Genomic DNA, 21,624 nt, shown 5'->3' with positions numbered 1-21,624 from the left:
AGGAACCCCCGGATTGTGCAGCAGTCAGCGCCGCACCCAGTCGGGCACCTTGAAGCGCACGATCGCCAGGTACGCCGAGACGTAGCACACGCAGAACAGCACGCACAGCACCATCAAGACCGGCGTGTTGCTCCAGAACAGCAGCGCAGGCACCACCGTGAGCATGGTGAACGCCCACAGGTAGGGCGAGGTACGGTTGTTGCGCTTGAGCATGCGGCGCGACATGTCCTCGTGGAACACGCTGCGCACGATGCGGCGGTAGATCAGCTGGTGGAAATGCAGCGCGTCGGCCACGCCGGGCGACACGCCACGGGCCAGCTTGCGGTAGATGGAGAACGCCGTCTCCCACAGCGGGTAGATCAGCAGCAGCACCGGGAACCAGGGCGACACGTCGGGATTGCGCTGCACCAGGGTCAGACTCGCCAGCGCGATCACCACGCCCCAGATGTAGGCCCCGCCATCGCCCGCGAACAGCAGGCCGCGCGGGTAGTTCCACACCAGGAAGCCGCCCGTGGCCGCCGCCGTGGCCACCAGCAGCGCCGCCAGGCCGCGATCGCCCACCTGCAGCGCCACGTGCGCCAGCGCCAGGCACACGATGATCGCCACCATGCCCGCCAGGCCGTTGTAGCCGTCGATGATGTTGAACGCATGGGGCAGGCCCGTGACGGCCAGCAGCGCGAGGGCCCAGCCCAGCCACGGCGCCAGCACCAGCAGGGCATCCAGCCACGGCACGCCCAGGCGCGGCACGTGCAGGTCGAGCACCACCACGGCCAGCGCGCCGCTCAGGCCGGTCAGCAGCAGGCGGTAGCGCACGGTCAGGCGCTGGGTCGCGTCCTCGGCCATGCCGCCGAAAGCGGCGGGCAGCAGCGCCACCAGCCACCAGCCCGCCCATGCGCCGATGCGCAGCGAAGCCGGATCACCCCAGAACGCCGACAGAAGCCCCCCGAGCCCCCAGCTGGCGACGATGCCCGCCAGCATGGCCAGGCCGCCCAGGCGCGGCACGTTGCCGAGGTGAAAGCGCTGGGGCATTTCGTGCCCATAGGCGGCCGCATGGCCGTGCGCCCAGCGCACCACGCCCCCCGCGGCAAAGGCAGACGTGAGAAACGCAATGACGGAAAGCCAAATCATGGGGGCGTGATCCTACTCTGGCCGCGCCGCGGCCTGCAGCGAAGGCAGCCCCCGGGCACGCCAGAAAACCGGGGACGTCCACAGCCGCAGCAGACTGCACACATGCCACCACAGGGGCCGCCAGGCACGGCGGCTGGCGCGGTCACCCGCATGCACCACCACGGCAGCGGCGCCCACCAGGGTCCAGCCGGCCAAACGCAGGCGCAGGCACAGGTCCACGTCCTCGCAGTACATGTGGTAGCCCTCGTCGAAGCCCCCCAGCGTCCCCCAGACCGGGCGCGGCAGCACCAGGCAGGCGCCGTTGACCCAGTCGAGCCGCTGCTCGCCGCGCCCGCGCACGCGCCGCTGCCACAGCGCCATCAGCGTGGGCAGGGCGCGCTCGCTGTCCTGCACGCGCCCCTGGGCATCGACCTGCAGCGGGTAGGCGCAGCCCGCACCGCGCGTGCCGGCGGCCTGGACCAGGGCGGCGAAGGGGTCCGCGCCATCGGGGTGCAGGGCCACGTCGGGGTTAAGCACGCACACGAAGGCCTCCTGCGCCCCCGCCAGAGCCCGGTTGTGGTTGGTGCCAAAGCCGGCCGGATGGGCATTGCGGCGCAGCTCCAGCACGAACGGCCAGCCCGCGGCGGGCGCGCACGGAGGCGCCTCGGGCAGGTTCAGCGTGAGCACCACCCGCGCCACCGACGCCGCGCAGCGCTGCGCCAGCGCCTGCAACAGCGCCTGCACCAGCGCGCCATGGCCATGGCTGACGATGGAGACCACCAGGTTCGCGGCGGATGCGGGCGCAGGAGCGGGGGAGGCAGACAGTGGAGGCATGGGTGTGCGATTGTCCGGCAAGCGCCAGGCCCGCCTGGTTACAGAAGGAACGCCAGGCCACCCCATACGCTCCCCCTTTGATAGCTGCCAGCGCTTGCTGGACAAGCCCTGGAGGCCAAAAATACGAAAAATCCTGGCAACTCACGGACGGTAGCCCGCGCACGCCCGCCCGGCCCCTCCTGGAAAACGATCAGAATCACGTTTTTCCTTATGTAGCAAGCGCAAGCAGCTATCAAAAAAAGAGTGGCTCAAGCCTTGGCAGCCACCGATCCAGGATAATTCCGCCATGATTCCCCCCCGCGATAGGCCTCCCTCCGAGCCGCTGAATGCCGCCGATCTTCTGTCGCTCGTGCAGACGCAAAGCGCGCAACTGGCGCATGCCGAGCAAAAACTCAGCGAACTGCAGTACGCGCACCGCCAGACGCTGTCCGCGCTGCAGGCGGCACAGGCGCAGCTGACGGAACACCAGACGGCGGCCGAGGCGCTGGAACAGCTGCGCCAGCAGCACCAGGCCCTGGCCGCGCACCTGCACGAGATACGGCACTCCACCGTCATCCGCGCCACCCGCCCGCTGGTGAACGCCAAAATCCGCCTCGACCAGGCGCTGGGGCGCCGCCCCGCCACCGTCCCGGCGCCCGAGCCCACCACCGCGCCCGCCCTGGCGCCCCCCGATACCGGCCCGGTGGAGCCGGCGCCGGGCGTGGACATCATCGTGCCGGTCTTCAAGGGGCTGGAAGACACCCAGCGCTGCCTGCAGTCGGTGCTGGCCAGCAGCAGCCAGACCCCGGCCCGCCTGATCGTCATCAACGACGCCAGCCCCGAGCCTGCACTCACCGGCTGGCTGCGCGCGCTCGCGGCGCGCGAGCCGCGCGTCACCCTGCTGGAGAACGCCGGGAACCTCGGCTTCGTCGCCACCGTCAACCGGGGCATGGCGCTGAGCGACACGCAGGACGTGCTGCTGCTCAACAGCGACACCGAAGTCGCCCACGACTGGCTCGACCGCCTGCGCGCCGCGGCCTATGGCCAGGCGCGCATCGGCACCGTCACCCCCTTTTCCAGCAACGCCACCATTTGCAGCTACCCGCGCTTTTGCGAAGCCAACGCCCTGCCCGAGGGCTGGAGCACCGCCGCGCTGGACGCGCTGTGCGCCCAGAGCCAGCCTGGCGCCGTGATCGACATCCCCACGGCGGTGGGCTTTTGCATGTACATCCGGCGCGACTGCCTGCGCCAGGTGGGCCTGTTCGACGTGGAAAACTTCGGCATCGGCTACGGCGAGGAAAACGACTTCTGCCAGCGCGCCGCCGACCTGGGCTGGCGCAGCGTGCAGGCACTCGACACCTTCGTGCTGCACACCGGCGGCGTGAGCTTCGGCGCGCACAAGAGCCCGCGCGAGCAGGCCGCCTTCGCCACCCTGCAGCGCCTGCACCCCGGCTACGCCGGCGCCGTGCAGGAACATGTGCAGCGCGACCCCGCACGCCCCTACCGCCAGCGCCTGGACGTGGCGCGGCTGCGCGCCAGCGCGCTGCCGCGCATCCTGGCCGTGTCGCACGGCTGGGGCGGCGGCACGCAGCGGCATGTGGAAGAACTGGCGCGCCACCTGCACGGGCAGGCGGTTTTCCTGCTGCTCTCGCCCCTGCCCGAAGGCGCCGTGCGCCTGCGCTGGCTCGATGCGCGCGAGGGCTTCGCGCAGGACTTCCACTGGCCCACCGAGCAGGCACAGCTCACGGCGCTGCTGCGCGACATCGGGGTGTGCCACGTCCACTACCACCACCTGGTCGGCCATGCCGCCGATGTCATGCACCTGCACGAGCCGCTGGGCGTGGGCTACGACTTCACCGCGCACGACTACTACAGCGCCTGCCCGCAAATCTCGCTGACCACCGCGCGCGAAACCTACTGCGGCGAACACGGCCTGGACCAGTGCCGTGCCTGCGTGCAGGAGCGGCCCACGGCAACGCAGGAAAGCATCGACGACTGGCGCCTGCGCTACCGCCTGTTCCTGCGCCAGGCACGCTGGGTGCTGGCCCCGAGCCACGACTGCGCACGGCGCATGCAGCGCTACTTTCCGCAGGCGCGCATCCGCTACGCCCCGCACACCGACATGCTGCACCACCCCGCCGTGCCGGTGCGCGCGCCGCTGCCGCTGCCCGCACAGGGCCATTTGCGCATCTTCCTCGTCGGCGGCCTGAGCGCCATCAAGGGCGGCGACGTGGCCGAGGCCGTGGCGCTGGAGGCCGCACGCCAGAACGCGCCGCTGGAGCTGCACCTGCTGGGCTATGTGTTCCGCACCTTCAAGGCCCAGCCCGAGGCCAGCCTGACCATCCACGGCACCTACCAGGACAACGACCTGCCGCGCCTGCTGGAGCGCCTGCAGCCGCACCTGGTGTGGTTCCCCGCCGTCTGGCCCGAAACCTACAGCTACACCCTGAGCACCTGCCTGCAGGCGGGCCTGCCCGTGGTCACGACCGACCTGGGCGCCTTCGCGGAGCGCCTGGCGCAGCGCCCCTGGACGTGGGTGCGCCCCTGGGACACCTCGGCACAGGACTGGCTGGCGTTCTTCCTGCGCCTGCGCCAGCAGCATTTCATCGAAGGCACGGCACCCGAAGGCGCGCCCGCCGTGGCGCCGCAAGCCACGCCGCAGGAAAGCCCATGGGACTATGCGCGCGACTATTTGCAGGGGCTGGCGCCCCGTTCGTGAGAACGGCCTGAGAAGCTCCTTATTTGATAGCTTCCAGCGCTTGACTGGCAAGCGCTGGAAGCCATTTTGGCTCACATTGCGCGAGCCTCAGTCGCGCGGCCCCCAGCCTGCCCGCAGCCGGAGCCAGCGGTACACCAGGCGCTCGCGCTCGTGCAGCAGATGCCACAGGCGGCCTTTTTCGTAGGCCAGCAGGTTGCGCAGCCCGGGCGCGAAGCCCGGCCCCGGCGCACGGGCGGCCCAGCGCAGCGGCAGGCTCAGCAGCCAGATGCGGTGCAGCGGCAGCACCAGGCCGCTGCGGCGAGAGGGGGTCTTTTTCATTGGCGTTTCTTCAAATGCGCCAGGCGGAACAGCCAGGCCGGCAGGTCGCTGGGGAAATGCGCGAAGGCGGCGAACTTCCACGCCAGCGGGCGCAGCCGGTGGTAGAGCCGTCGCGGGCGCAGCAGGTCCAGCCAGCCGACGCGCGGCGGGGCGATGTCCAGCGTGTGGTCGTGGCCGAAATCCTCGGTGTGCACGAGCTGGCCGATGTACTCCACCTCCTCCGGCGTGGGGTAGACCACGGCACGCTCCAGCAGCGCCTGCACATAGGGCTTGAGCCGCTGCGCCGGGTAGCCGGTCAGGCTCCACACGGCATGGAAATCCTCCAGGTGCTCGAGCACCCCGGCCTGCAATTGCGCGATCAGGGGGTTGCAGGCCAGCTCGCCATGCCGGTCCGGGCTGTCGTCGCTTTTCAGCACGGGGACGATGCGCCCGTCCACCGCCTGGTAGCCCAGCGTGGTGCCCTCGCCCGCGCGCGCGGCCTGCTCGAAAATTTCCTCGAAATCCATCGGCGCGCGCTCGTAGGCATCGCCCCGGCGCGCATCCAGCAGCAGGCCCTCGATGCGCTCGCCCATGCCGAAGTCGCCATGCATAGCGGCCACGAAGGCCAGGTACCAGCCGTGCACCTCGGGGTAGTCGGGCCGCTGGCCAAAGCTGTCGTGCAGGAATTTCTGGATGGTGCCGTTCCAGCCGATGTCCACCAGCGCCGCGCGCTCGCAGGCGAAGAAGCCCTGCTGCTCGAAATAGGCCTGCAAGTTCGCGCGCGCCGCCTGGCCCACGGGGCGTATGCGCGCCTGCACCTGCTCGTCGGCCAGGAAGGCCTTGAGGCGCGCGTCGTTCCAGTCGGCCAGGGGCGCCGCCATGTCGGCAAAGCCATGCGCCCGCGCCAGCGCCTCGAAGTCCGCCGCCGCCAGGCCGAACGTCTTCAGCACCGACAGCAGCCCCTGCTGCTTCGGGTTGTAGAGGGCGACGATGGCCTGCTCGTGGCGCAGGCCATCGGCCATCGAGGCCATGGCCACCACGCGGCGCGAGGCGTACACGTACACCGGCTGCGGCCAGGGCTGCTGCGGCTGGGGCTGCAGGGCGCACCAGCGCTCGTACAGGCGCATGAACAGGTAGCCGTCGCGCGCCAGGAAGAAGATCTTGTCCGGCCGCTGCCGAGCGATTTTTTCCGCCAGCGCCAGCGTGAAGGTGGCGAAGGCCGGCCCCAGCACATCGCGCCCGTAGTGGTGGAAGAACGCCTCGCCCGCCTGGCCCGCGCGCTGGAGCATGCGCTGGCGCACCGCCACGGCCTCGAAAAAGTGGCGCCCGCTCCACACGCCGCCCAGGCGCGCCATGCGCGCCGACAGCGCCTGGTGGCGCCGGCGCAGGCGCTGGGCCTTCTCATCGAGGAAGACGGCCTCGATCCCCAGGCGCAGCGGCGCGCGCATGTCGGACACCAGGTTGTCCCCCACGTGCACCACCTGCGCGGGCTGCAAGCCCTCCAGCGCCAGCACCTGGCTGTGCAGGCGCCCGGAGTACTTGCCCAGGCCGAACTCGGAAGACACATACACCTGGTCGATGAAGGCGCCCAGGCCGCAGGCATCGAGCAGGGCGTACACATGGTCGTGGCCGAGGTACATGTCCGACACCGCGATCACCCGCACCTGCTGCTGGCGCAGCCAGCCCAGCAGGGCCACGGCCCCGGGCTTGGCCGCCAGAGCCAGGGTTTCGAGGCGCCGCTCCTGGGTGTGGACGAAGGCCTCCAGCAGCACGTCGCGCTGGCCCGCCAGCCGCGTCACCCAGGCCTGCACCAGCGTGTCGTGGTGGCACTCGTGGTCCAGCCCCTGGGCCAGCATCTCCTGGCGCAGCGCGTGCTCGGCCTCGCGCCGCGCCGCCAGCACCTGCGCGGGGGAATACGCCGGCAGCTTGTCCGCCATCCGTTCCGCCACCAACTGCGCCAGGCGTTCCAGCACCGCCTCGGGTGGCTCGATGCAGCGCGCCAGCAGGGTGTCGAACACGTCGAACGACACGCAGCGCACGCGGCCCAGGCGGGGCTCCAGCCAATCCTGCAAGTGCGCCAGATCCCCCAGGCGCTGCGGCCGCCCCGCGGGAGCGCGCGCGGCCTGCCCGGGCCGCACGGCGGGCGCGGGCATGGCAAAGCCAGGGCTGGCGGCCACGTCCGTGCCGCTCAGCGCCGGGGCCACGGGCTGCGGGCGCTGCCAGCGCTCCGTCAGGGCCTGGGTGAGCAGGGCGATCTGCTGGTCCTTGCCGGCGATCTGCCCGTCTCGCTCCGCGATCTGCTGGTCTCTTTCGGCAATATGCCCGTCCCGTTCGGCAATATGCCCGTCCCGTTCAGCAATCCAGCCATCGCGCTCGGCAATCCAGCGGTCGCGGTCCGCGATCAGCGGGAACAATTCGGCCTCTTTCGCCACCAGTGCCTCGTGGCGCTGGGTGGCGGCGATCTCGCCCAGGTATTTCTCGATGCGCGCCCACTGTTCAGCGAGCTGCGCCAGCTGCGTGCGCAGCGCGGGCGTCTGCCCCAGCACCTGCGGCAGATGCTGGCGCAGCATGGCCGCGCATTCGAGGTTGGCGCGCAGCGGGCGCTCGCTGATGGTGTTGGCCGCATGCAGCCGGTATTGCAGCAGCGGCGCGTCGATCCATGCCAAACGCAGCCCCTGGCCCAGGCCGCGCAGCAGCCAGTCGTAGTCGAGCACGTAGCGCAGGTCCTGAAAGCCCCCCACCTGCTCCAGCCAGCGGCGGCGGAAGAAGAAGTTCGAGGTGGTCATGAACACATTGCCCGCCAGCAGCGTGGCGGGCCAATCCTGCGTGTCGGCCCACACGCGCTTGAGCGCGTCGAAGGCGTCGATCCACCAATGCGCCTGCACCAAGGCGCCGTCATCGTCCATCAGGCGCATGTCGGTGCCCACCAGGTCGGCGCCGCTGGCCTGCAGCGCGGCATGGCAGGCCGCCAGGCGGGTGGGAAGGAACAGGTCGTCGGAATTGAGGATGGCGATGAACTCGCCGCGCGCCTGCTGCAGCGCCGCGTTCAGCGTGCCATGCGAGCCCAGGTTGCTTTCGTTGCGCAACAGGCGCACGCGCGGGTCGGTGCATTCCTGCAGCACCTGCCAAGTGGCGTCGGGCGAGGCATCGTCAATGACGATCAACTCCAGGTTGCGCCAGCTTTGCTGCAGCACGCTGTCCAGGGCCGCACGCACGAACCGGGCATGGTTGTAGGCAGGGATCAAGACGCTGATCAGGGGCTGCGCATCGGGCGCGAGGGCTGCGTCGGTGGTATCGGGCATGGCGGGCAGAGGGAGGGCCAAGTCAGCGGTACGCTGCGGCTACGGCCACGGCCCGTGGGGCGGGCGCTTAAAATTTTCGATTCTCTCACGCTTCGTTTTGCCCCCCGCCCGCTGCACCGCACGGCTTTCGGGGCGCATGCCCCGCTCCCATGCCCTCCACCCATTGCCCCGATGTCGCTGCCGTGCTGGTGACCTACCACCCGCAGCCAGCCGCCCTGCAGGACGCGCTCCAGGCGCTGCACCAGCAGGTCGGCCAGGTCTACGTGGTGGACAACACCGGCACCCCTGGTGCCGTCCCCTGGCTGGCTGCCCTGGTGGCACAGGCTACCGTGCCCGCGCAACTGCTGGCCCAGCCCCAGAACCTGGGCCTGGGCGCCGCGCACAACATCGGCATCCAGGCCGCGCGCGCCCGGGGCGCACGCTGGGTGCTGCTGCTCGACCAGGACAGCCGCCCGGAGCCTGGCGCCGTGGCCCGCCTGCGCAACGCCGCACTGGCACTGCAGCACCAGGGCCAGCGCCTGGCCGCCGTAGGCCCCGAATACCGCGCCGAGGACGGCAAGGACTGGTCAGGCTTCGTGCGCTTTGGCTGGCTGCGCCTGGTGCACCGGCGCGCCAGCATCGCGCGGCCCGTGGTGGAGGCGGATTTCCTGATTTCCTCGGGCTCGCTCATTCCCATGGCGGCGCTGGACGCCATCGGCCCCATGGACGAAGGGCTGTTCATCGACCATGTGGACACCGAATGGTGCCTGCGCGCGCGCAGCCGGGGCTACCGGCTGTTTGGCGTGCACGGCGCGCGCATGATCCACGCGCTGGGCGAGCAGCGCTGGCGCGTGTGGCTGGGGCGCTGGCGCAACCTGCCGCTGCACGCGCCGTTCCGCTACTACTACATCTTTCGCAACAACGCCCTGCTGCTGCGCCGCCCGGAACTCTCGCCGCGCTGGAAGCGCATCAGCCGGCTGCGCCACCTTTACCTGGCGCTGTTTTGCTGCCTGCCCACAGGCCCCTGGCGCGAGCGCCTGCGCATGATCGCCCTGGGCCTGGCCGACGCCCGCCAGCAGCGCCAGGGGCGCCGCGATACCTGGGAATAGTCCATTCAAATTTGATAGCTGCCAGCGCTTTTTTGACAAGGGTTTGTGAATATTTTCACCATCAAACCCTTACAGGGAAAGCGCCAGTAGCTATATAAAACGAAGCACCCATGGAGCCCATCAAGGCGCCGCGCCATGCTGGCGTATCCAGTCCACCGCCTGGTACAGCGCCGCAGAGTGGTAATGCGCATTTTCCGGGTCGAAGGAGAACGGGTTGTGCGGCCGCTCCACCAGCGCCCCCTGCCAGCGCGGCTCCATGAAGAACGACAGGAACTGCGCCCCCTGTGCCGCATGCCGCGCCAACACCTCTTGCAGGGCCTGCCCGTCCAGCGGCCGCAGCGGGTGGAACTCGGTAATGCCATACGGGCGCGGCCCGCTCTCGGCCAGCCACTGCGTGAAGCGCGGCCCATAGGTGGCATCGCCGTACAGGCTCACCCCCAGGCGGAGGTCACCCATGGCGGGGCTTCGGCCCGCTTGCAGCGAGGCCTCGACGGCATACTTGCTCTCATCCCAGCCTGGGTTGGGGAACGCAAGCAACTGATGGATATAGCGCGGCGTGCCCGCAAGGCACGACTGCGCCACCACCTTGTCGAAGAATTGCAGATAGCGCGCCACCTGCTGCCCCCGGAAGGCGTGCCATAGCGCAGCCAGCGGGTTGTAGTACAGCGTCTGCATCTCGCCCGGCATGTCCACGTCGATCATGACCCCGGGCACCGGCGCCACGCTCGCCGGCAACGGCTGCTGCGGCCGGGGCGCGGGCAGCGCCCCGCCCCCCGCGCGTCCCATGACGGCGACATGGCGCGTGGCCATGGGAACCAGCCGCCCCGGCGCGGTTTCCAGGAACACATCCAGGCGATGAACCCCTTCGGCCCAGGAACGGAAATCCAGGTCCATGCGCCAGCCCGTGTCCGCCAGCCCCACTTCGGGGTGCACCTTCTGCACGTCCTCGCGGCGCATGTTCACCCCGGTCTTGCCCACCCAGCGGCCATTGCGGTACACATGCACCCAGGGCTGCGACACGCCCGGCGCGAAAGCCCAGCCCGAAACCGGCAAGCGCCCGTGCGCGAAACTGTCGATGTGCTCGGCCCACTGCGCCCATGCCGGCGCCGGTGTCTGTCCCTGCGGCCCGGCGCGCAGGTCGCGCCCCGGCGGCCGCACATCCTCGAAGCGCGCATAGCGGCTGCCGAGCAACTGGTTGAGCTGCCCAATGCGGCCGAACTGCTGCGCCAGGTATTTCTGAAACCCTTCGACGGAAGCCGCGCTGTAGTCCGTCACCCGGTAGGGCGGCCGCCAGCCCATGCCTCCCTGGAAGTCGGGAAACAAATGGTGCACCTCGCCCAGCAGGGTGATGCCCTCGATCTTGGCCCGGTCGGCATCAGGCAGCTTGCACAACCCGTCCAGCAGCGCCTGCGTGGCCTGCACGCGCCGGGCGGTGATGTCGGTATCGGTACGCGCGAAAGTCCACGGGTAGGTGGGAATGCCAAAGTAGGCATCCACCGGCAGCGGGCCCTCTTGAGTTTGCAACAGATTGTTTGGATCGCGCGCCAAAATCTGCTCCAGTGGCGCATCCACCGGAAAGTGCGTGGAAAACAGATACAGCACCACCGGGCGGGCATTGCCCTGAACCGTTCGCACTAGGCGATCGACGCGCTCGGAGTCAATCTCCCAGGCATTGCCCTGCGCCCGGAACAACTGCAGCAGCGGCGCCTGCAGCGTGTAGCCCAGACGGTAAGGCGCCGGGGCGCCACCCTCCTGGGGCTTGGGCGGCTCCAGCGGTGCCACGGTCGCCTCCACCAGCGCGGCCGCAGAGCCACCCGGCCGCGTACAGCGCTGAGCGAGGTCCGAGGCGCCGTCGGCAGGCAGCAGCACGCAGGTATCGAGCACCCCCAGCATGGGGGCCAGCAGCAGCGGGCGCGCAGGCTGGCTCTGCGCCGCCTCGACGCGGTGCAGCAAATGCACGCCCCCCCCACCGGCAGCCAATACGGCAACAGCACTCAGGAAAGCAAAAAAGAGAGGGACGCGATGGCCAGTGAACATAGAAAGCAAGCAGCAGACGCGACAAGGAAGCGAGCTTAACCGGCCCGATCCCGAGCCAAAGCAGCGCATGACTACAAGCCGACCACTGTGAACTGGAAGCCGCAGTTCAGCGCCCAGAAACGAAAATTCTTCCAAAAATGCGCTGAATCAATCCAAAGCGGTTGCTGCGTCATGTTTCCGTCCCTATACTCCGCCCCGACCCGCCTCTGGTGGGGCCTGAGCAGTGAGTCATTCCCTCTGTGCGGCCCCACCGTGTGGCAAATGTTGTTTTTTATAAACACCAGGCAACACCTAACGGAAAGCGGGCTCTCCCCCCAAAAAGGCTGTGCTACCATTCCCTAGCGTAAACAATCTTGGTAGTTGCGCTTTCAACTTTTAACTGGAGTTCATACATGAGAAAAAATCTTCTCGCCCTGAGCATTGCTGCCATGGTTGGTGGCCTGTCCGGCGCGGCCAACGCACAAGTGGCACTGTTCGACAACAGCGCTGCAACGAACACGTCTGGTACTGGCAATACGCCCGCCAAGGCGTATGTTGGTCTCACCCAAGCTGGTTTCGCTGCCGCGACCCAGTTGCAACCCACGACCACTGGCATTGGTCACGTTCTGGTGGTGCCTTACTTCACTTCGCAGACTGCCAACCACTCGCTGCTGAGCATCACCAACACCGACCTGGTGAACGGCAAGGCTGTGAAGCTGCGCTACCGCGGCGCATCGAACTCTGACGACGTGTTCGACATCACCGTGTACCTGTCGCCTGGTGACGTGTGGGCCGCCGATGTGGCTGCAGAGAACGACTTCTCGCGCCTGCAGACGGACGACAACAGCTGCACGCTGCCCAGCAAGGCAGAGATCAAGGCTACCAACAATGGCCGCTTCAAGGTTAACCGCGTGCGCGGTGGCGACGCCGCCCAGACCCGCGAAGGCTATATCGAGATTCTGAACTCCGCCGACATTCGTCCGTTCCTGAACAACGACGCTGGCGTACAAGATCCGACCAAGCCGAACCCGCTGTATGCAGCAATCAAGCACAACGCCGATGGCGTTGCACCTTGCACGGCCGCCGTGATGGATCAGCAAGCTACTGCGCTGGACTTCACCAACCCGGACTCGCCCGACACGCCGCGTAACCGTGGCTATTCCTGGCCCACTGGTGGTCTGTTCGCCAACTGGCTCATCGTGAACGTGGCGACCAACGCATCGTTCTCTGGCGAAGCTGTGGCACTGCGCGCATCGTCGTCCGCTGTGATCGATGGAACAGGCTCTGGCAATCTGGTCTGGTTCCCGCAAACCACCGAGAGCGTGGCACAAGCTAATGCTGCTCAGCTGACGGCTGACCCGCTGCTCTCGCTCGGCGCTCCTGCCCCCCTGCGCGCTGCAATGTACGACTTCCCGGATCTGTCCACGCCCTACACGCGCGCAGCGGCTGGCGTTCCGAGCACCCAAGCCAGTGACTTGGCATTTGCCCTGGAAACGCTGTCGGTTACCAACGAGTACCTGACCGCAGCCAGCAGCGGTGGCTTTGCCACCGACTGGGTGTTCTCCATGCCCACCCGCCGCTATGCCGTGGCAATGAACTACGCTGCAAGCTCGGCTCCTGCAGGCGTTTCGCGTAACCTCGCCGTGGCCCGTCACTTCGGCGCTGGCAACCTGACAACGAATGCCAACTGGCAGATCTGCGTGGATGCGGGCAACCTCCGCGGCTTTGACCGCGAAGAGCGCAGCAAGACCACCTTCGTGATCTCGCCCGACATGAGCATGCGTTTCTGCGGCGAAGCCAGCGTGCTGAGCTTCAACAGCGCGACTTCTGCCGTGCTGGGCGCTCAGATCGCTACGCAACAAATCCCCACGGGCTTTGCTGAAGGCTGGTTCACCGTCCGCACCCCTGGCGTGACCAGCACTGCTGCTCTCCCCGTTGGCCTGCCTGTCGTCGGCTACGCCGCTGCCAAGGCCAACTCGGGCAACCTGGGTGGTACCTGGATGCACCGTACTGCGCGCCCTTAATGACCGGGCCAGCCTGCTTCTTGTAGGCTCACAAAAGGCGGGGAACCTTCCCCGCCTTTTTTACGTCCATACGGCGTACTTTTTGCACACTCCCGCCCGAGCGGCGGGAGTCTCTTCAATATCTGACCTGCTTTTTGATTGAGACTGCGCAATGTTTCTGCCCAACCGCCGCAACAACCCTTCCAAGCATCCCCGCCATCTGCCCTTGCTGCGCTTCGCCATGGCAGCCATGTTTGCATTTAGCGCCATGGGCAGCCACGCGAGCGGTGCGGTGTTGATCGAAGGCGGCGGTGTCTCGATCAACGCCCAAGACGTGCAGGCCGAGATGCAGCGCATGCCAGAGGCGGTGCGCGAGCGCTTTCTGAGTGAGCCCGACCAACTCCGCGAACTCGTGCAAACCCTGCACCTGCGCAAAGTCCTTGCCGCACAGGCACAAACCAGCGGCTTGGCTCAATCTCCCGAAACTGCATACAAGCTGGCCACCGCCCGTGAGAGCATCCTGGCCGAAGCCTATGTGGACCGCATCGCCGAGTCGGCAACCCCCGCCCCCGCCGCCATCGACAAGCGGATTCAAAGCATTTACAAAGCCGAACCCGAGCGCTTCCGCACGCCTGCGGAAACCCATGCGCGCCACATTCTCATCAAAGGCAAAGATGCCGACGCGCGCGCGCAGGCAGAGAAGCTGCTGCAGGAACTGCGCAACGGCGCGGACTTTGAAGCGCTGGCCCGCGAGCATTCGGCTGACCCTGGCAGTGCCGCCAAGGGGGGCGACCTGGGCTTTTTCCCCAAGGGGAAGATGGTTCCCGCCTTCGACACCGCACTCGATGCGCTGGACAAGCCTGGCAGCCTGAGCCCTGTGGTGGAAAGCGAGTTCGGCCTGCACATCATCCGCCTGGAAGCGCGCAAGCCCGGCACCTTGCGCTCCTTCGACGAAGTGAAGGAGCAATTGCGTGCCGAGACGGTGGCCAAGCTGCAGCAGGATGCACGCAAGAAGGAAGTCGAGCGCGTCCGCAACGAGGCCAAGGGCGACGCCAGCGCCATGGATGCATTCATTGCCGAGCAGAAACGCCTGGCCCCCGCGCCCGCAGCGCAAGCGAAATAACCCACCGGCGCAGGCTGCGCCAGCGCATGGCCTGCCCGCTCTCCCCCACGAACCATGAAAACGCTCGCGGCACAAGCCGCAGCCCTTTGGCATGCACGCAGCCTGTGCTGGACGTTGACGCGAAGGGAAATCAGCAGCCGCTATGCCGGTACGGCACTGGGTGTGCTGTGGGCCTATGCCCAGCCGCTGCTGACCATGGCGGCTTATTACCTGGTTTTTGACGTGGTGTTTGCCATGCGCCTGGGTGCAGGCGCGCCGACCCATGCCGTAGGCACTTACCTGATCGCCGGCATGCTGCCCTGGATGGCTTTCAGCGACGCGCTGACGCGAGGCATGACGAGCCTGCTGGAGTCCGCCAGCGTCTTGCAGAAAAACGCGCTGCCCCCCATGCTGTTCCCAGTGCGCGCGGTGCTGGCCAGCGCCCTGGTCTATGCGCCGCTGCTGGTGCTGCTGGTGTTTGCCTATGCGCCCTTGCACCACTTCGCTCCCGCATTGATGGCACTGCCGGCCCTGGTGGTGCTGCAAGTGGTGCTGTGCATGCTCTGGGGTTCTGTGCTGGCGATTCTGGCGGCCGCGCTGCGCGATGTGATGCAGCTCGTGACCTTTGCGCTGTCGCTGGGTATTTTCCTGTCGCCCGTGCTATTTCCTGCCCACCTGTTCCCCGAGGCCTGGCGCTGGGCGCTGTGGCTCAATCCCATGACGGCGTGGGTCAGCAGCTACCAGGCGCTGCTGCTGCAAGGCGCTTGGCCGCCGCTGTCACACTGGATCGGCATGGCAGCCTGGCTCATGGGCGGGGCGTTACTGCTGCAAGTGCTGCTGGTGCGCAGCCGCGACCAGTTGACGGATTGGCTCTGACCCGAAATGCTCCTGCCCTCCCATGCCGCGCTCCCGGATGGCGCACTACCCACACTCGACGCCCAGCAATTGGGCAAGGAGTACCGCCTCTACGATTCGCCCGCACAGCGCCTGCTGTCGCTGCTGGCGAATCGGCGCAACTACCGCAGCCATTGGGCGCTGCAGGGGGTGTCGTTCCAGTTGCGGCGCGGCCAGTGCCTGGGGCTGATTGGCGACAATGGCGCGGGCAAGAGCACGCTGCTCAAGCTGCTGGCGGGCACGCTGCAACCGTCCTGCGGCACCCTGGCACGGCATGGCCGCGTGACGGCCATCCTGGAACTGGGGGCTGGTTTCCACCCCGATTTCACCGGCCGGCAGAACCTGTACTTTGGCGGCAGCCTGATTGGCATTGATGCCACGCAAATGCGCGCGCTGGAGGCGTCGATCATTGCCTTCAGCGAACTGGGCGAGGCCATGGACCGCCCCATCAAGACCTACTCCTCCGGCATGGTGGTGCGCCTGGCCTTTGCGCTGGTGACGGCGCTGGAGCCGCAGGTGCTCATCATTGACGAAGCGCTGGCCGTGGGGGATCAGCATTTTCAGAAGAAGTGCGTCGAGCGCATCGAGGCATTCCGCAACAACGGCTGCACCATTTTGTTTTGCTCGCACAGCCTTTACCACGTTCAGCGCCTGTGCGACCAGGCCCTGTGGCTGCACCAGGGGCATATGCGCGCCCTGGGGCCAACGCCTGAAGTGGTAGCTGCCTACGAGGCCCATGTGCGCCTTCAGCAGCAGGCGGAAGCCCCTCCTGCCGAGGAGACGGCGGCCCCTGCTCTTCGCCCGGCGCCGGATGCCGCCCATATCGAGGCAGTCCTATTGGCCGACGTGCAGGAACCCAGCGCCAGCACTACTGGCAGTTGCGGACGCTTGGATTCACCGCACCTGCGGATGACGGTGCGCGCACGCACGCCCGAGGGAGTGCAGCCCCACATCGGCTTGCTGATCGAGCAGGTCGATGGCGTGGGCGTCACCTCGGTTGCTACCCACTTTGATGGCACGCAACCCCACCAGGACAGCACCGGCGCCTGGGTGGCCACGGTGACTTTTCCCGACATTCCCCTCCACACAGGGCAGTACAAGATCAGCGCCTACTTGTTCGACAACAAAGGGCTGGTGGTCTATGACGAGTGGAAGGACTGCCAGCGGTTCTCCCAGGTCTTCGCCCAGAGCACCCCGGGTATCGTGCGCCTGGCGCACCAGTGGAGCTGAATCAAAATCATAGCCAAATTGGCTGTTAGCCTTTACCAGAGCGCGCCAGCAGCTCTTGAAAATAGAGCAAAAAGAGAGTTCTTCATGCCCCGCATTACCCGCCACCGCCTGCGCGTTGAGTTGCGCGATTTGATTGAACTGGTGCTGGTGCCGGGCCTGGCTGCGGTATTGCCATGGCGCTGGAGCTTCGCACTGTTCAAGCGCCTGGCACGCATCGACTGGTTCTATCGCCGCGCCAGCCACGAGGCTTTGCGCCAGGCGCAGGCGCTGGGCCAAGTACCTCCAGGGACCGAAGCCGAGTGGCTGGCCACCCGCCGGCTGGTCACGCTGGTCGATCATGCCGACTATTACCTGGCCATTACCCGCTCCGATGCCTACATGCGCCGCCACATGCGCGTGCAAGGCCAATGGCCCTCACCCGAACAAGCCGGGGTGCTCTTGAGCTTTCATTGGGGCGCGGGCATGTGGGCGCTACGGCATGCGGGCGCACAAGGGATGAAGGTCCACGCGTTGGTTGCCGCAGTGGAAGGTGCGCCTTTTGTGGGCCGGAACGTGCTGCATCGCTATGCCATTGCCCGCACGGCCCAGGTGGGCGTGGCCCTGCGCCATTCGCCCCTGGTGATTTCAGGCAGTTTGCGCCCGGTAGTTCAGGCGCTGCGCAGCGGTGAGCAGGTGCTGGGCCTTGTGGATGTGCCAGCCGACCAAGCCGAGGGAAGCAGCCTGCCCATCACGGTCTGCGGCATGGCCGCGCGCGTGCCCAAGGGCCTGCTGCGCCTGGCCTTCGACATGCAGGTGCCCGTGACGGTGTACATCAATGGCTTTGATGTGCAGACCGGCCAGCGTTTCTTGCGTATGGAGCAGATCCCCTCACAGCCTGATTTGCAAACGCTGGCCGATGTGGTGTTTCAACGGCTGAATGGATGCATGGACGAGAGCAAGGCGCTCTGGCACTTCTGGAGCGAAGCACACCGGTTTTTCAAACCTTAGTGCTCCACACGCTCTAATCCTTCTGATAGAACCACCACTGGCCGTCTTCCTTCAGCCAGGTTTCAACGAGATTGGCGGGGAGGGGTTTGCTGCCGAACCCACGGGCGACCACCAAGACCTTGAGATCCACGTTTACCGTGCAGCGCTCGTCGGTTTCGCACTGGACGCTTTTGACCGTTGCATCCGTCCAGGTAGCCCCATTGCCGAACTGGTTACCGTAGCTCTCAGCAGAGACTACCGAGCGGTATGACGGCGTCAGGTATGCATAGGCTTGGGCATAGTTTTTGCCCTTCAGATGGTTCAAGCGTTCCTGGGCACGCTGCTCCACTATCTGCTCTTTGTGGGCGGCCACGGAACCAACGCCACTTGCGCAACCCGTCAATGCAGCCACCATGCCCAGGAGTGCGGTAGAAGCGAGGGATCGAGTAAAGGCTTTTTTCATAGCAATCTCACTAAGGTATCAAGGAGAAGAAGGAATTGTGGGCGCCAGAGCGGGAGCAGGGGCTGGCGCCGTTTTCAGGGTATCCATATTGGTCATGGCGGGGACTAGCCCTTTCATCCGTTCGCGCAGATCCTCGCTGACTTCGCGCACATCGATATCGGAACGAACCACTCGGGGAGTGATGACGACCAGCAATTCCGTCCGCCCTCCATCGTTGGTCGTACTGCCAAACAGCGCGCCCACCACCGGCAGGGTATGCAGAATGGGAATTCCCGATTTTCCAGTACTGCTGCGTTCCTGTATCAACCCGCCCATGACGATGGATTCACCCGAGCGGACTGCCACTTTGCTGGAGAGCTGGCGTTGCAGGAACGCGCGCTGTTTCGTCACGTCATCGGCTGCGCCGACATCCGTCACGGACTGGTCAATCTGCATGCTGACGAGATTGCCCGAGTTCACAGAGGGTGTAACGACCAGATTGACCCCCGTGTCCTTCCACTGGTAGGTGGAGGTGGAGTTGTTGTAGGGATTCTCTTGATTGAGGGACGTGATCGTTGCCGTCTGCACCGGAACCTGGCTACCGACCGCAATGGCCGCCTGATGGTTGTCCAGCACCATCAACGAAGGGCTGGCGACCACCTTGACATTCGTCTTGGAAGACAAGGCGCTCAAGACAGCACGCACGGCACCTGCGCCGTTGCGCAATGTGTAAGAGAAACCACTCGTGGGGATGGCGAACTGGCTTTTCGAATCCGTAGAGCTACTCAACTGACCAGCCCCTGTATATCCAGTCGTAGTACGGCTGTCATTGAAAGCCCATTGCAGGCCATACCGCAAATCGTCTGTCAGCGTTACTTCGATGATGCTGGCCTCAATGAGAACCTGCGTGGGCGGCAAATCAAGGCGCTTCAAGGTCGCCTCGATCTTGGCAAATTCAGAGCGAGTGCCCCAGACCAGCACCGTGTTGTTCAGGTCATCCGACATGACCCGGATATTGCCGATCGTGGCACTAACGGGCTGTTGCGCAGTCGGGTTTTGCACGTTTCGATTGAGCCCTCCCATGAGTCCGCCCCCGCCCAGTCCGCCTTGGCCACCAGATTGGAGACCCCCGAGACGGTTATTAGTCTGGCTGCCCAGCCCCCCTGTGCCAAACCCGCCCGTTGTCCCACTGGCCGTTGCCAAGCCGGGCGCAACACCGGTGGTTCCCGAAACCGCCCCGGAAGATGCGCCGCCGAAAATCCCCTGCAGCACGCTGGCCAGGTGTCTGGCATTGCCGTTCTGGACACGGTAGATATTCAACTGCGGCTCGCCGCTGTTGTCGCTGGGACGGTCAAAGCGCTCAATCCAGCGCCGTACCTCGTCAAGATATGCAGCCCTTGGCGTTACCACCAGAATGCTGTTGAGGCGTTCAATAGGCATGACACGCAATGCGCCAAACAAAGGATTGCCCTCGCCCATGGCTGCTGTCGTTCGCGCTGCTGCGGCCGCACTGCCACTCGCGGATCCCACTGCAGTTGTGCCAGGCGCAGCGGATGCCCTGGCCGCCGTGCTTCCCCCTGCTGGAGAAACAGCGCCTCCGGCCATCAATTGCAGTGCCGCTTCGACTTCCTGCACAGAGACATGCTTCAGGGGGAACACCCCCACCGACATGCCCTTGAGCAAATTGACGTCGAACGTGTTGACAAGATCAAGCCAGCCCTCGGCTTGCGCGCGCGATCCGGCAAGGATCAGCAGATTGCGCACGTTGTCCACGCGCACAAGGCTGTCCGCAGGCAGCATGGGGCGCAGTATGGCGGCCATTTCGGCAGCCCCAATGTATTGGAGCGGCACCACGATGGCGCCAGAGCCTGGGGGCAGCGAAGTCCCGCTCGCCTGGCGCACCCCGCCGGTGACGCCCTTCAATGCCTCGGGGCGGCCCACGTGGTAGCTTCCGCGCGCGTCACGGGTGAGTGCCAGCCCATTGGCAAACAACGCCCCCTCCAGCAGGTAAACCGCCTGGTCCGGACTCACTGGTGCGCGCGTGGACAATGTCACCGTGCCATTGATGGGCTGGTAAAGCACGTAGTCCACACGCAGCAGATCACCCAGAATGGTTCGCACCACTTCGGCGACCGGCGCCTCCTCGAAGTTCAGACTGATAGGGGGGCCAGACAGAGCGCTGACCGCCTTGGAAGGCGCGATGACGCGGTCATCGCCACGGATATAACGCGGCTCGAAACCTGCGGAGTCCACCGATTTGCCTGCATCCTCGGCCCCTTGGCTCTGCGATGCCGGAGCTTTCGCGGGCGCGGGCGCAGGTACAGGTGCGGGTGTCTGTGCCACGGCAAGCTGGCAGGCTGCGAATACGGCCAGAGAAAAAACGTGCTTGCTGGATGTCATAAAAAAACCAAAAGAAATTACCAGGCGAACCACTCGGATCAAGGACCGAAACGGGGACGGCGAGCGGGCGTGGAAGATGCGGCCTCTTGTGGTGCCACGGGTGGTGGCGACACAGCTGCTTCCGGCACCAATGGAACAGCCGCAGGTGCCGGCGCCATGGCTTCGGCTGGGGCAGGTGCGGCATTCAATGGTTTCCCCCCCGCACTCGTACCCACCTTGGCGCGCATCAGCTGCAATTGGCGTTGCTGACCACCGTAATCAAACGTGGCGACCCGCCCTTGCACCGAACGCAGTACCCATCCATCGATCGACTCGTTCAGCCGGACACGGCGATTCTTGCCGTTCACATTGATGATGACCCCTGTCAGTTGCTCCCCCGCATAAATGGCGGAAAGCTGGGCATTGCTCAACACGTCAACCGGCACCGGTGGCGCGGGCGGCGGCGGCGGCGGCGGCGGACGGCGGGTTTCCGAGAATAGCGGGCGCTCCAACAGCGCCATGAAACGGCTGGTTGGCACTCTGGCAGGCTCGGGCAGCAGGGGCAGCATTTCCAGGTAATTGGTAGCCAGCGGAGCAGGCGCCTGCCAGTGCGTGTTGCGCAATTCGCCCTGGCGATTGATCCATAGCCCAGCCAGCAACACGGCCAAGCCCAGACAGGCGAATGCAAGAATGGACAGCAGATGGCGCTTCATGGCTGCACCCTCCGCAACACCGAGAGGCTGAACTGCGCGGCCAAGCGCTGTGGGCCTTTGTTTCCTGGGCCCTGGGCATGGACAAGCATGTCATCGACAAGCAAGGCAGGCTTCTGCTCGGCCAGCCCGGCCAATGCGCCTTGCAAGGAGACGATGTCGCCCTCCGCGCGTACCGCCAAGGGTATGCGCTCTATGCCTTTTTCATCCTTGGCGGGCAAGACCTGGCTGCTGACGACCGTCATGCCGGCACTGCTCAGGATGCTGCGGATGCGCTGCTGCGCATCGTTGCCGGTCTGGGTGCCATCCTGCTCGGCGGGATACAGATACCAGCCTTCGATGGCATGCACTTTGCCCAGGGCTTGCTCCAGGGCTTCGCGGTTGGTATCGAGACCGGCAAGCCGGGCATACCGCGGCTCGAAATCGGTCAGACGGTTTTGCGCCCATTGGTGCTTTTGGTACACGTAGATGCCAAGCCCCCCCAAGGGGAACAAAACAACGATGGCGACAAGGAGCAGCACCACGACTTCAATAGGGACATATCGCTTCATGGTGT

At 66.1% G+C, this 21,624-nt stretch carries 16 protein-coding genes; 7 read left to right on the top strand and 9 right to left on the bottom strand.

Going from position 1 to position 21,624, the window contains the following annotated elements; translation table 11 throughout:
• Window positions 1-24 precede the first annotated feature (24 nt).
• Window positions 25-1,128: a glycosyl transferase gene (locus tag YS110_18355; GenBank protein ID UJB66580.1), complete on the bottom strand. Its 1,104-nt coding sequence runs from the start codon at window positions 1,126-1,128 to the stop codon at window positions 25-27.
• Window positions 1,129-1,140: 12 nt separating this feature from the next.
• Complete coding sequence (locus YS110_18350; protein ID UJB66579.1) at window positions 1,141-1,941, bottom strand: glycosyltransferase; 801 nt, start codon at window positions 1,939-1,941, stop codon at window positions 1,141-1,143.
• Window positions 1,942-2,227: 286 nt separating this feature from the next.
• Between YS110_18350 and YS110_18345 the strand changes: the two genes are divergently transcribed.
• A complete protein-coding gene (locus YS110_18345; protein ID UJB66578.1) occupies window positions 2,228-4,639 on the top strand; it encodes a glycosyltransferase in 2,412 nt (803 codons plus the stop codon).
• Window positions 4,640-4,726: 87 nt separating this feature from the next.
• On the opposite strand, the gene YS110_18340 is transcribed toward YS110_18345, so the two are convergent.
• Both YS110_18340 and YS110_18335 read right to left on the bottom strand, forming a co-directional pair.
• Complete coding sequence (locus tag YS110_18340) at window positions 4,727-4,957, bottom strand: hypothetical protein (protein UJB66577.1); 231 nt, start codon at window positions 4,955-4,957, stop codon at window positions 4,727-4,729.
• Window positions 4,954-8,238 (bottom strand): glycosyltransferase, encoded by a 3,285-nt coding sequence (locus YS110_18335; protein ID UJB66576.1) that lies wholly within the window; start codon window positions 8,236-8,238, stop codon window positions 4,954-4,956. The genes YS110_18340 and YS110_18335 overlap by 4 nt, the downstream gene beginning before the upstream one ends.
• A gap of 149 nt (window positions 8,239-8,387) precedes the next feature.
• Here YS110_18335 and YS110_18330 point away from each other — a divergent pair, with 149 nt between their 5' ends.
• Entirely contained in the window at window positions 8,388-9,326 is a 939-nt protein-coding gene (locus YS110_18330) for a glycosyltransferase family 2 protein (GenBank protein UJB66575.1), read from the top strand.
• A gap of 120 nt (window positions 9,327-9,446) precedes the next feature.
• On the opposite strand, the gene YS110_18325 is transcribed toward YS110_18330, so the two are convergent.
• Window positions 9,447-11,363, bottom strand: coding sequence for a hypothetical protein (locus YS110_18325; GenBank protein UJB66574.1), 1,917 nt, complete (start codon window positions 11,361-11,363; stop codon window positions 9,447-9,449).
• 392 nt (window positions 11,364-11,755) lie between these two features.
• Between YS110_18325 and YS110_18320 the strand changes: the two genes are divergently transcribed.
• The 5 genes from YS110_18320 to YS110_18300 all read left to right on the top strand — a co-directional run bounded on the left by YS110_18320 (window position 11,756) and on the right by YS110_18300 (window position 17,558).
• Window positions 11,756-13,366: a cell surface protein gene (locus YS110_18320; GenBank protein UJB66573.1), complete on the top strand. Its 1,611-nt coding sequence runs from the start codon at window positions 11,756-11,758 to the stop codon at window positions 13,364-13,366.
• 334 nt (window positions 13,367-13,700) lie between these two features.
• A complete protein-coding gene (locus YS110_18315; protein ID UJB67515.1) occupies window positions 13,701-14,468 on the top strand; it encodes a peptidyl-prolyl cis-trans isomerase in 768 nt (255 codons plus the stop codon).
• A 54-nt stretch (window positions 14,469-14,522) separates the two neighbouring features.
• Window positions 14,523-15,323, top strand: a complete 801-nt coding sequence (locus YS110_18310; protein ID UJB66572.1) for an ABC transporter permease — start codon at window positions 14,523-14,525, stop codon at window positions 15,321-15,323.
• Window positions 15,324-15,329: 6 nt separating this feature from the next.
• Window positions 15,330-16,571 carry an ABC transporter ATP-binding protein gene (locus tag YS110_18305; GenBank protein UJB66571.1) on the top strand — a complete coding sequence of 414 codons (1,242 nt, stop codon included), beginning with the start codon at window positions 15,330-15,332 and terminating at the stop codon, window positions 16,569-16,571.
• Between the two features lie 84 nt (window positions 16,572-16,655).
• Window positions 16,656-17,558 (top strand): hypothetical protein, encoded by a 903-nt coding sequence (locus YS110_18300; GenBank protein UJB66570.1) that lies wholly within the window; start codon window positions 16,656-16,658, stop codon window positions 17,556-17,558.
• A gap of 13 nt (window positions 17,559-17,571) precedes the next feature.
• Here YS110_18300 and YS110_18295 read toward each other — a convergent pair whose 3' ends face one another.
• The 4 genes from YS110_18295 to YS110_18280 are packed head-to-tail and all read right to left on the bottom strand — an operon-like array spanning window position 17,572 to window position 21,619.
• On the bottom strand, window positions 17,572-18,000 hold the full coding sequence (locus tag YS110_18295; protein ID UJB66569.1) for a hypothetical protein: 429 nt from the start codon (window positions 17,998-18,000) through the stop codon (window positions 17,572-17,574).
• 18 nt (window positions 18,001-18,018) lie between these two features.
• Window positions 18,019-20,379: a type II secretion system secretin GspD gene (gene gspD / locus YS110_18290; protein ID UJB66568.1), complete on the bottom strand. Its 2,361-nt coding sequence runs from the start codon at window positions 20,377-20,379 to the stop codon at window positions 18,019-18,021.
• Window positions 20,380-20,417: 38 nt separating this feature from the next.
• The gene (locus YS110_18285) at window positions 20,418-21,071 is read right to left on the bottom strand and encodes a hypothetical protein (protein UJB66567.1); all 654 of its coding nucleotides are present in this window, start codon (window positions 21,069-21,071) and stop codon (window positions 20,418-20,420) included.
• Entirely contained in the window at window positions 21,068-21,619 is a 552-nt protein-coding gene (locus YS110_18280) for a general secretion pathway protein GspM (protein ID UJB66566.1), read from the bottom strand. Before YS110_18280 ends, YS110_18285 begins: the two co-directional genes overlap by 4 nt.
• Window positions 21,620-21,624 lie beyond the last annotated feature (5 nt).

The organism is Acidovorax sp. YS12, assembly GCA_021496925.1.
GTDB lineage: Bacteria > Pseudomonadota > Gammaproteobacteria > Burkholderiales > Burkholderiaceae_C > Paenacidovorax.
Note: the sequence above shows the minus strand (reverse complement) of the source record. Positions and strands in the feature narration are given on the sequence as shown.

Excerpts from the sequence above, each read along its gene's own strand:
- YS110_18340 (UJB66577.1), bottom strand. The coding sequence starts at position 4,957 with ATGAAAAAGACCCCCTCTCGCCGCAGCGGCCTGGTGCTGCCGCTGCAC.
- YS110_18280 (UJB66566.1), bottom strand. The coding sequence starts at position 21,619 with ATGAAGCGATATGTCCCTATTGAAGTCGTGGTGCTGCTCCTTGTCGCC.
- YS110_18345 (UJB66578.1), top strand. The coding sequence starts at position 2,228 with ATGATTCCCCCCCGCGATAGGCCTCCCTCCGAGCCGCTGAATGCCGCC.
- YS110_18355 (UJB66580.1), bottom strand. The coding sequence starts at position 1,128 with ATGATTTGGCTTTCCGTCATTGCGTTTCTCACGTCTGCCTTTGCCGCG.
- YS110_18315 (UJB67515.1), top strand. The coding sequence starts at position 13,701 with ATGCCAGAGGCGGTGCGCGAGCGCTTTCTGAGTGAGCCCGACCAACTC.
- YS110_18320 (UJB66573.1), top strand. The coding sequence starts at position 11,756 with ATGAGAAAAAATCTTCTCGCCCTGAGCATTGCTGCCATGGTTGGTGGC.
- YS110_18335 (UJB66576.1), bottom strand. The coding sequence starts at position 8,238 with ATGCCCGATACCACCGACGCAGCCCTCGCGCCCGATGCGCAGCCCCTG.
- gspD (UJB66568.1), bottom strand. The coding sequence starts at position 20,379 with ATGACATCCAGCAAGCACGTTTTTTCTCTGGCCGTATTCGCAGCCTGC.
- YS110_18295 (UJB66569.1), bottom strand. The coding sequence starts at position 18,000 with ATGAAAAAAGCCTTTACTCGATCCCTCGCTTCTACCGCACTCCTGGGC.
- YS110_18330 (UJB66575.1), top strand. The coding sequence starts at position 8,388 with ATGCCCTCCACCCATTGCCCCGATGTCGCTGCCGTGCTGGTGACCTAC.
- YS110_18350 (UJB66579.1), bottom strand. The coding sequence starts at position 1,941 with ATGCCTCCACTGTCTGCCTCCCCCGCTCCTGCGCCCGCATCCGCCGCG.
- YS110_18310 (UJB66572.1), top strand. The coding sequence starts at position 14,523 with ATGAAAACGCTCGCGGCACAAGCCGCAGCCCTTTGGCATGCACGCAGC.
- YS110_18325 (UJB66574.1), bottom strand. The coding sequence starts at position 11,363 with ATGTTCACTGGCCATCGCGTCCCTCTCTTTTTTGCTTTCCTGAGTGCT.
- YS110_18305 (UJB66571.1), top strand. The coding sequence starts at position 15,330 with ATGCTCCTGCCCTCCCATGCCGCGCTCCCGGATGGCGCACTACCCACA.
- YS110_18300 (UJB66570.1), top strand. The coding sequence starts at position 16,656 with ATGCCCCGCATTACCCGCCACCGCCTGCGCGTTGAGTTGCGCGATTTG.
- YS110_18285 (UJB66567.1), bottom strand. The coding sequence starts at position 21,071 with ATGAAGCGCCATCTGCTGTCCATTCTTGCATTCGCCTGTCTGGGCTTG.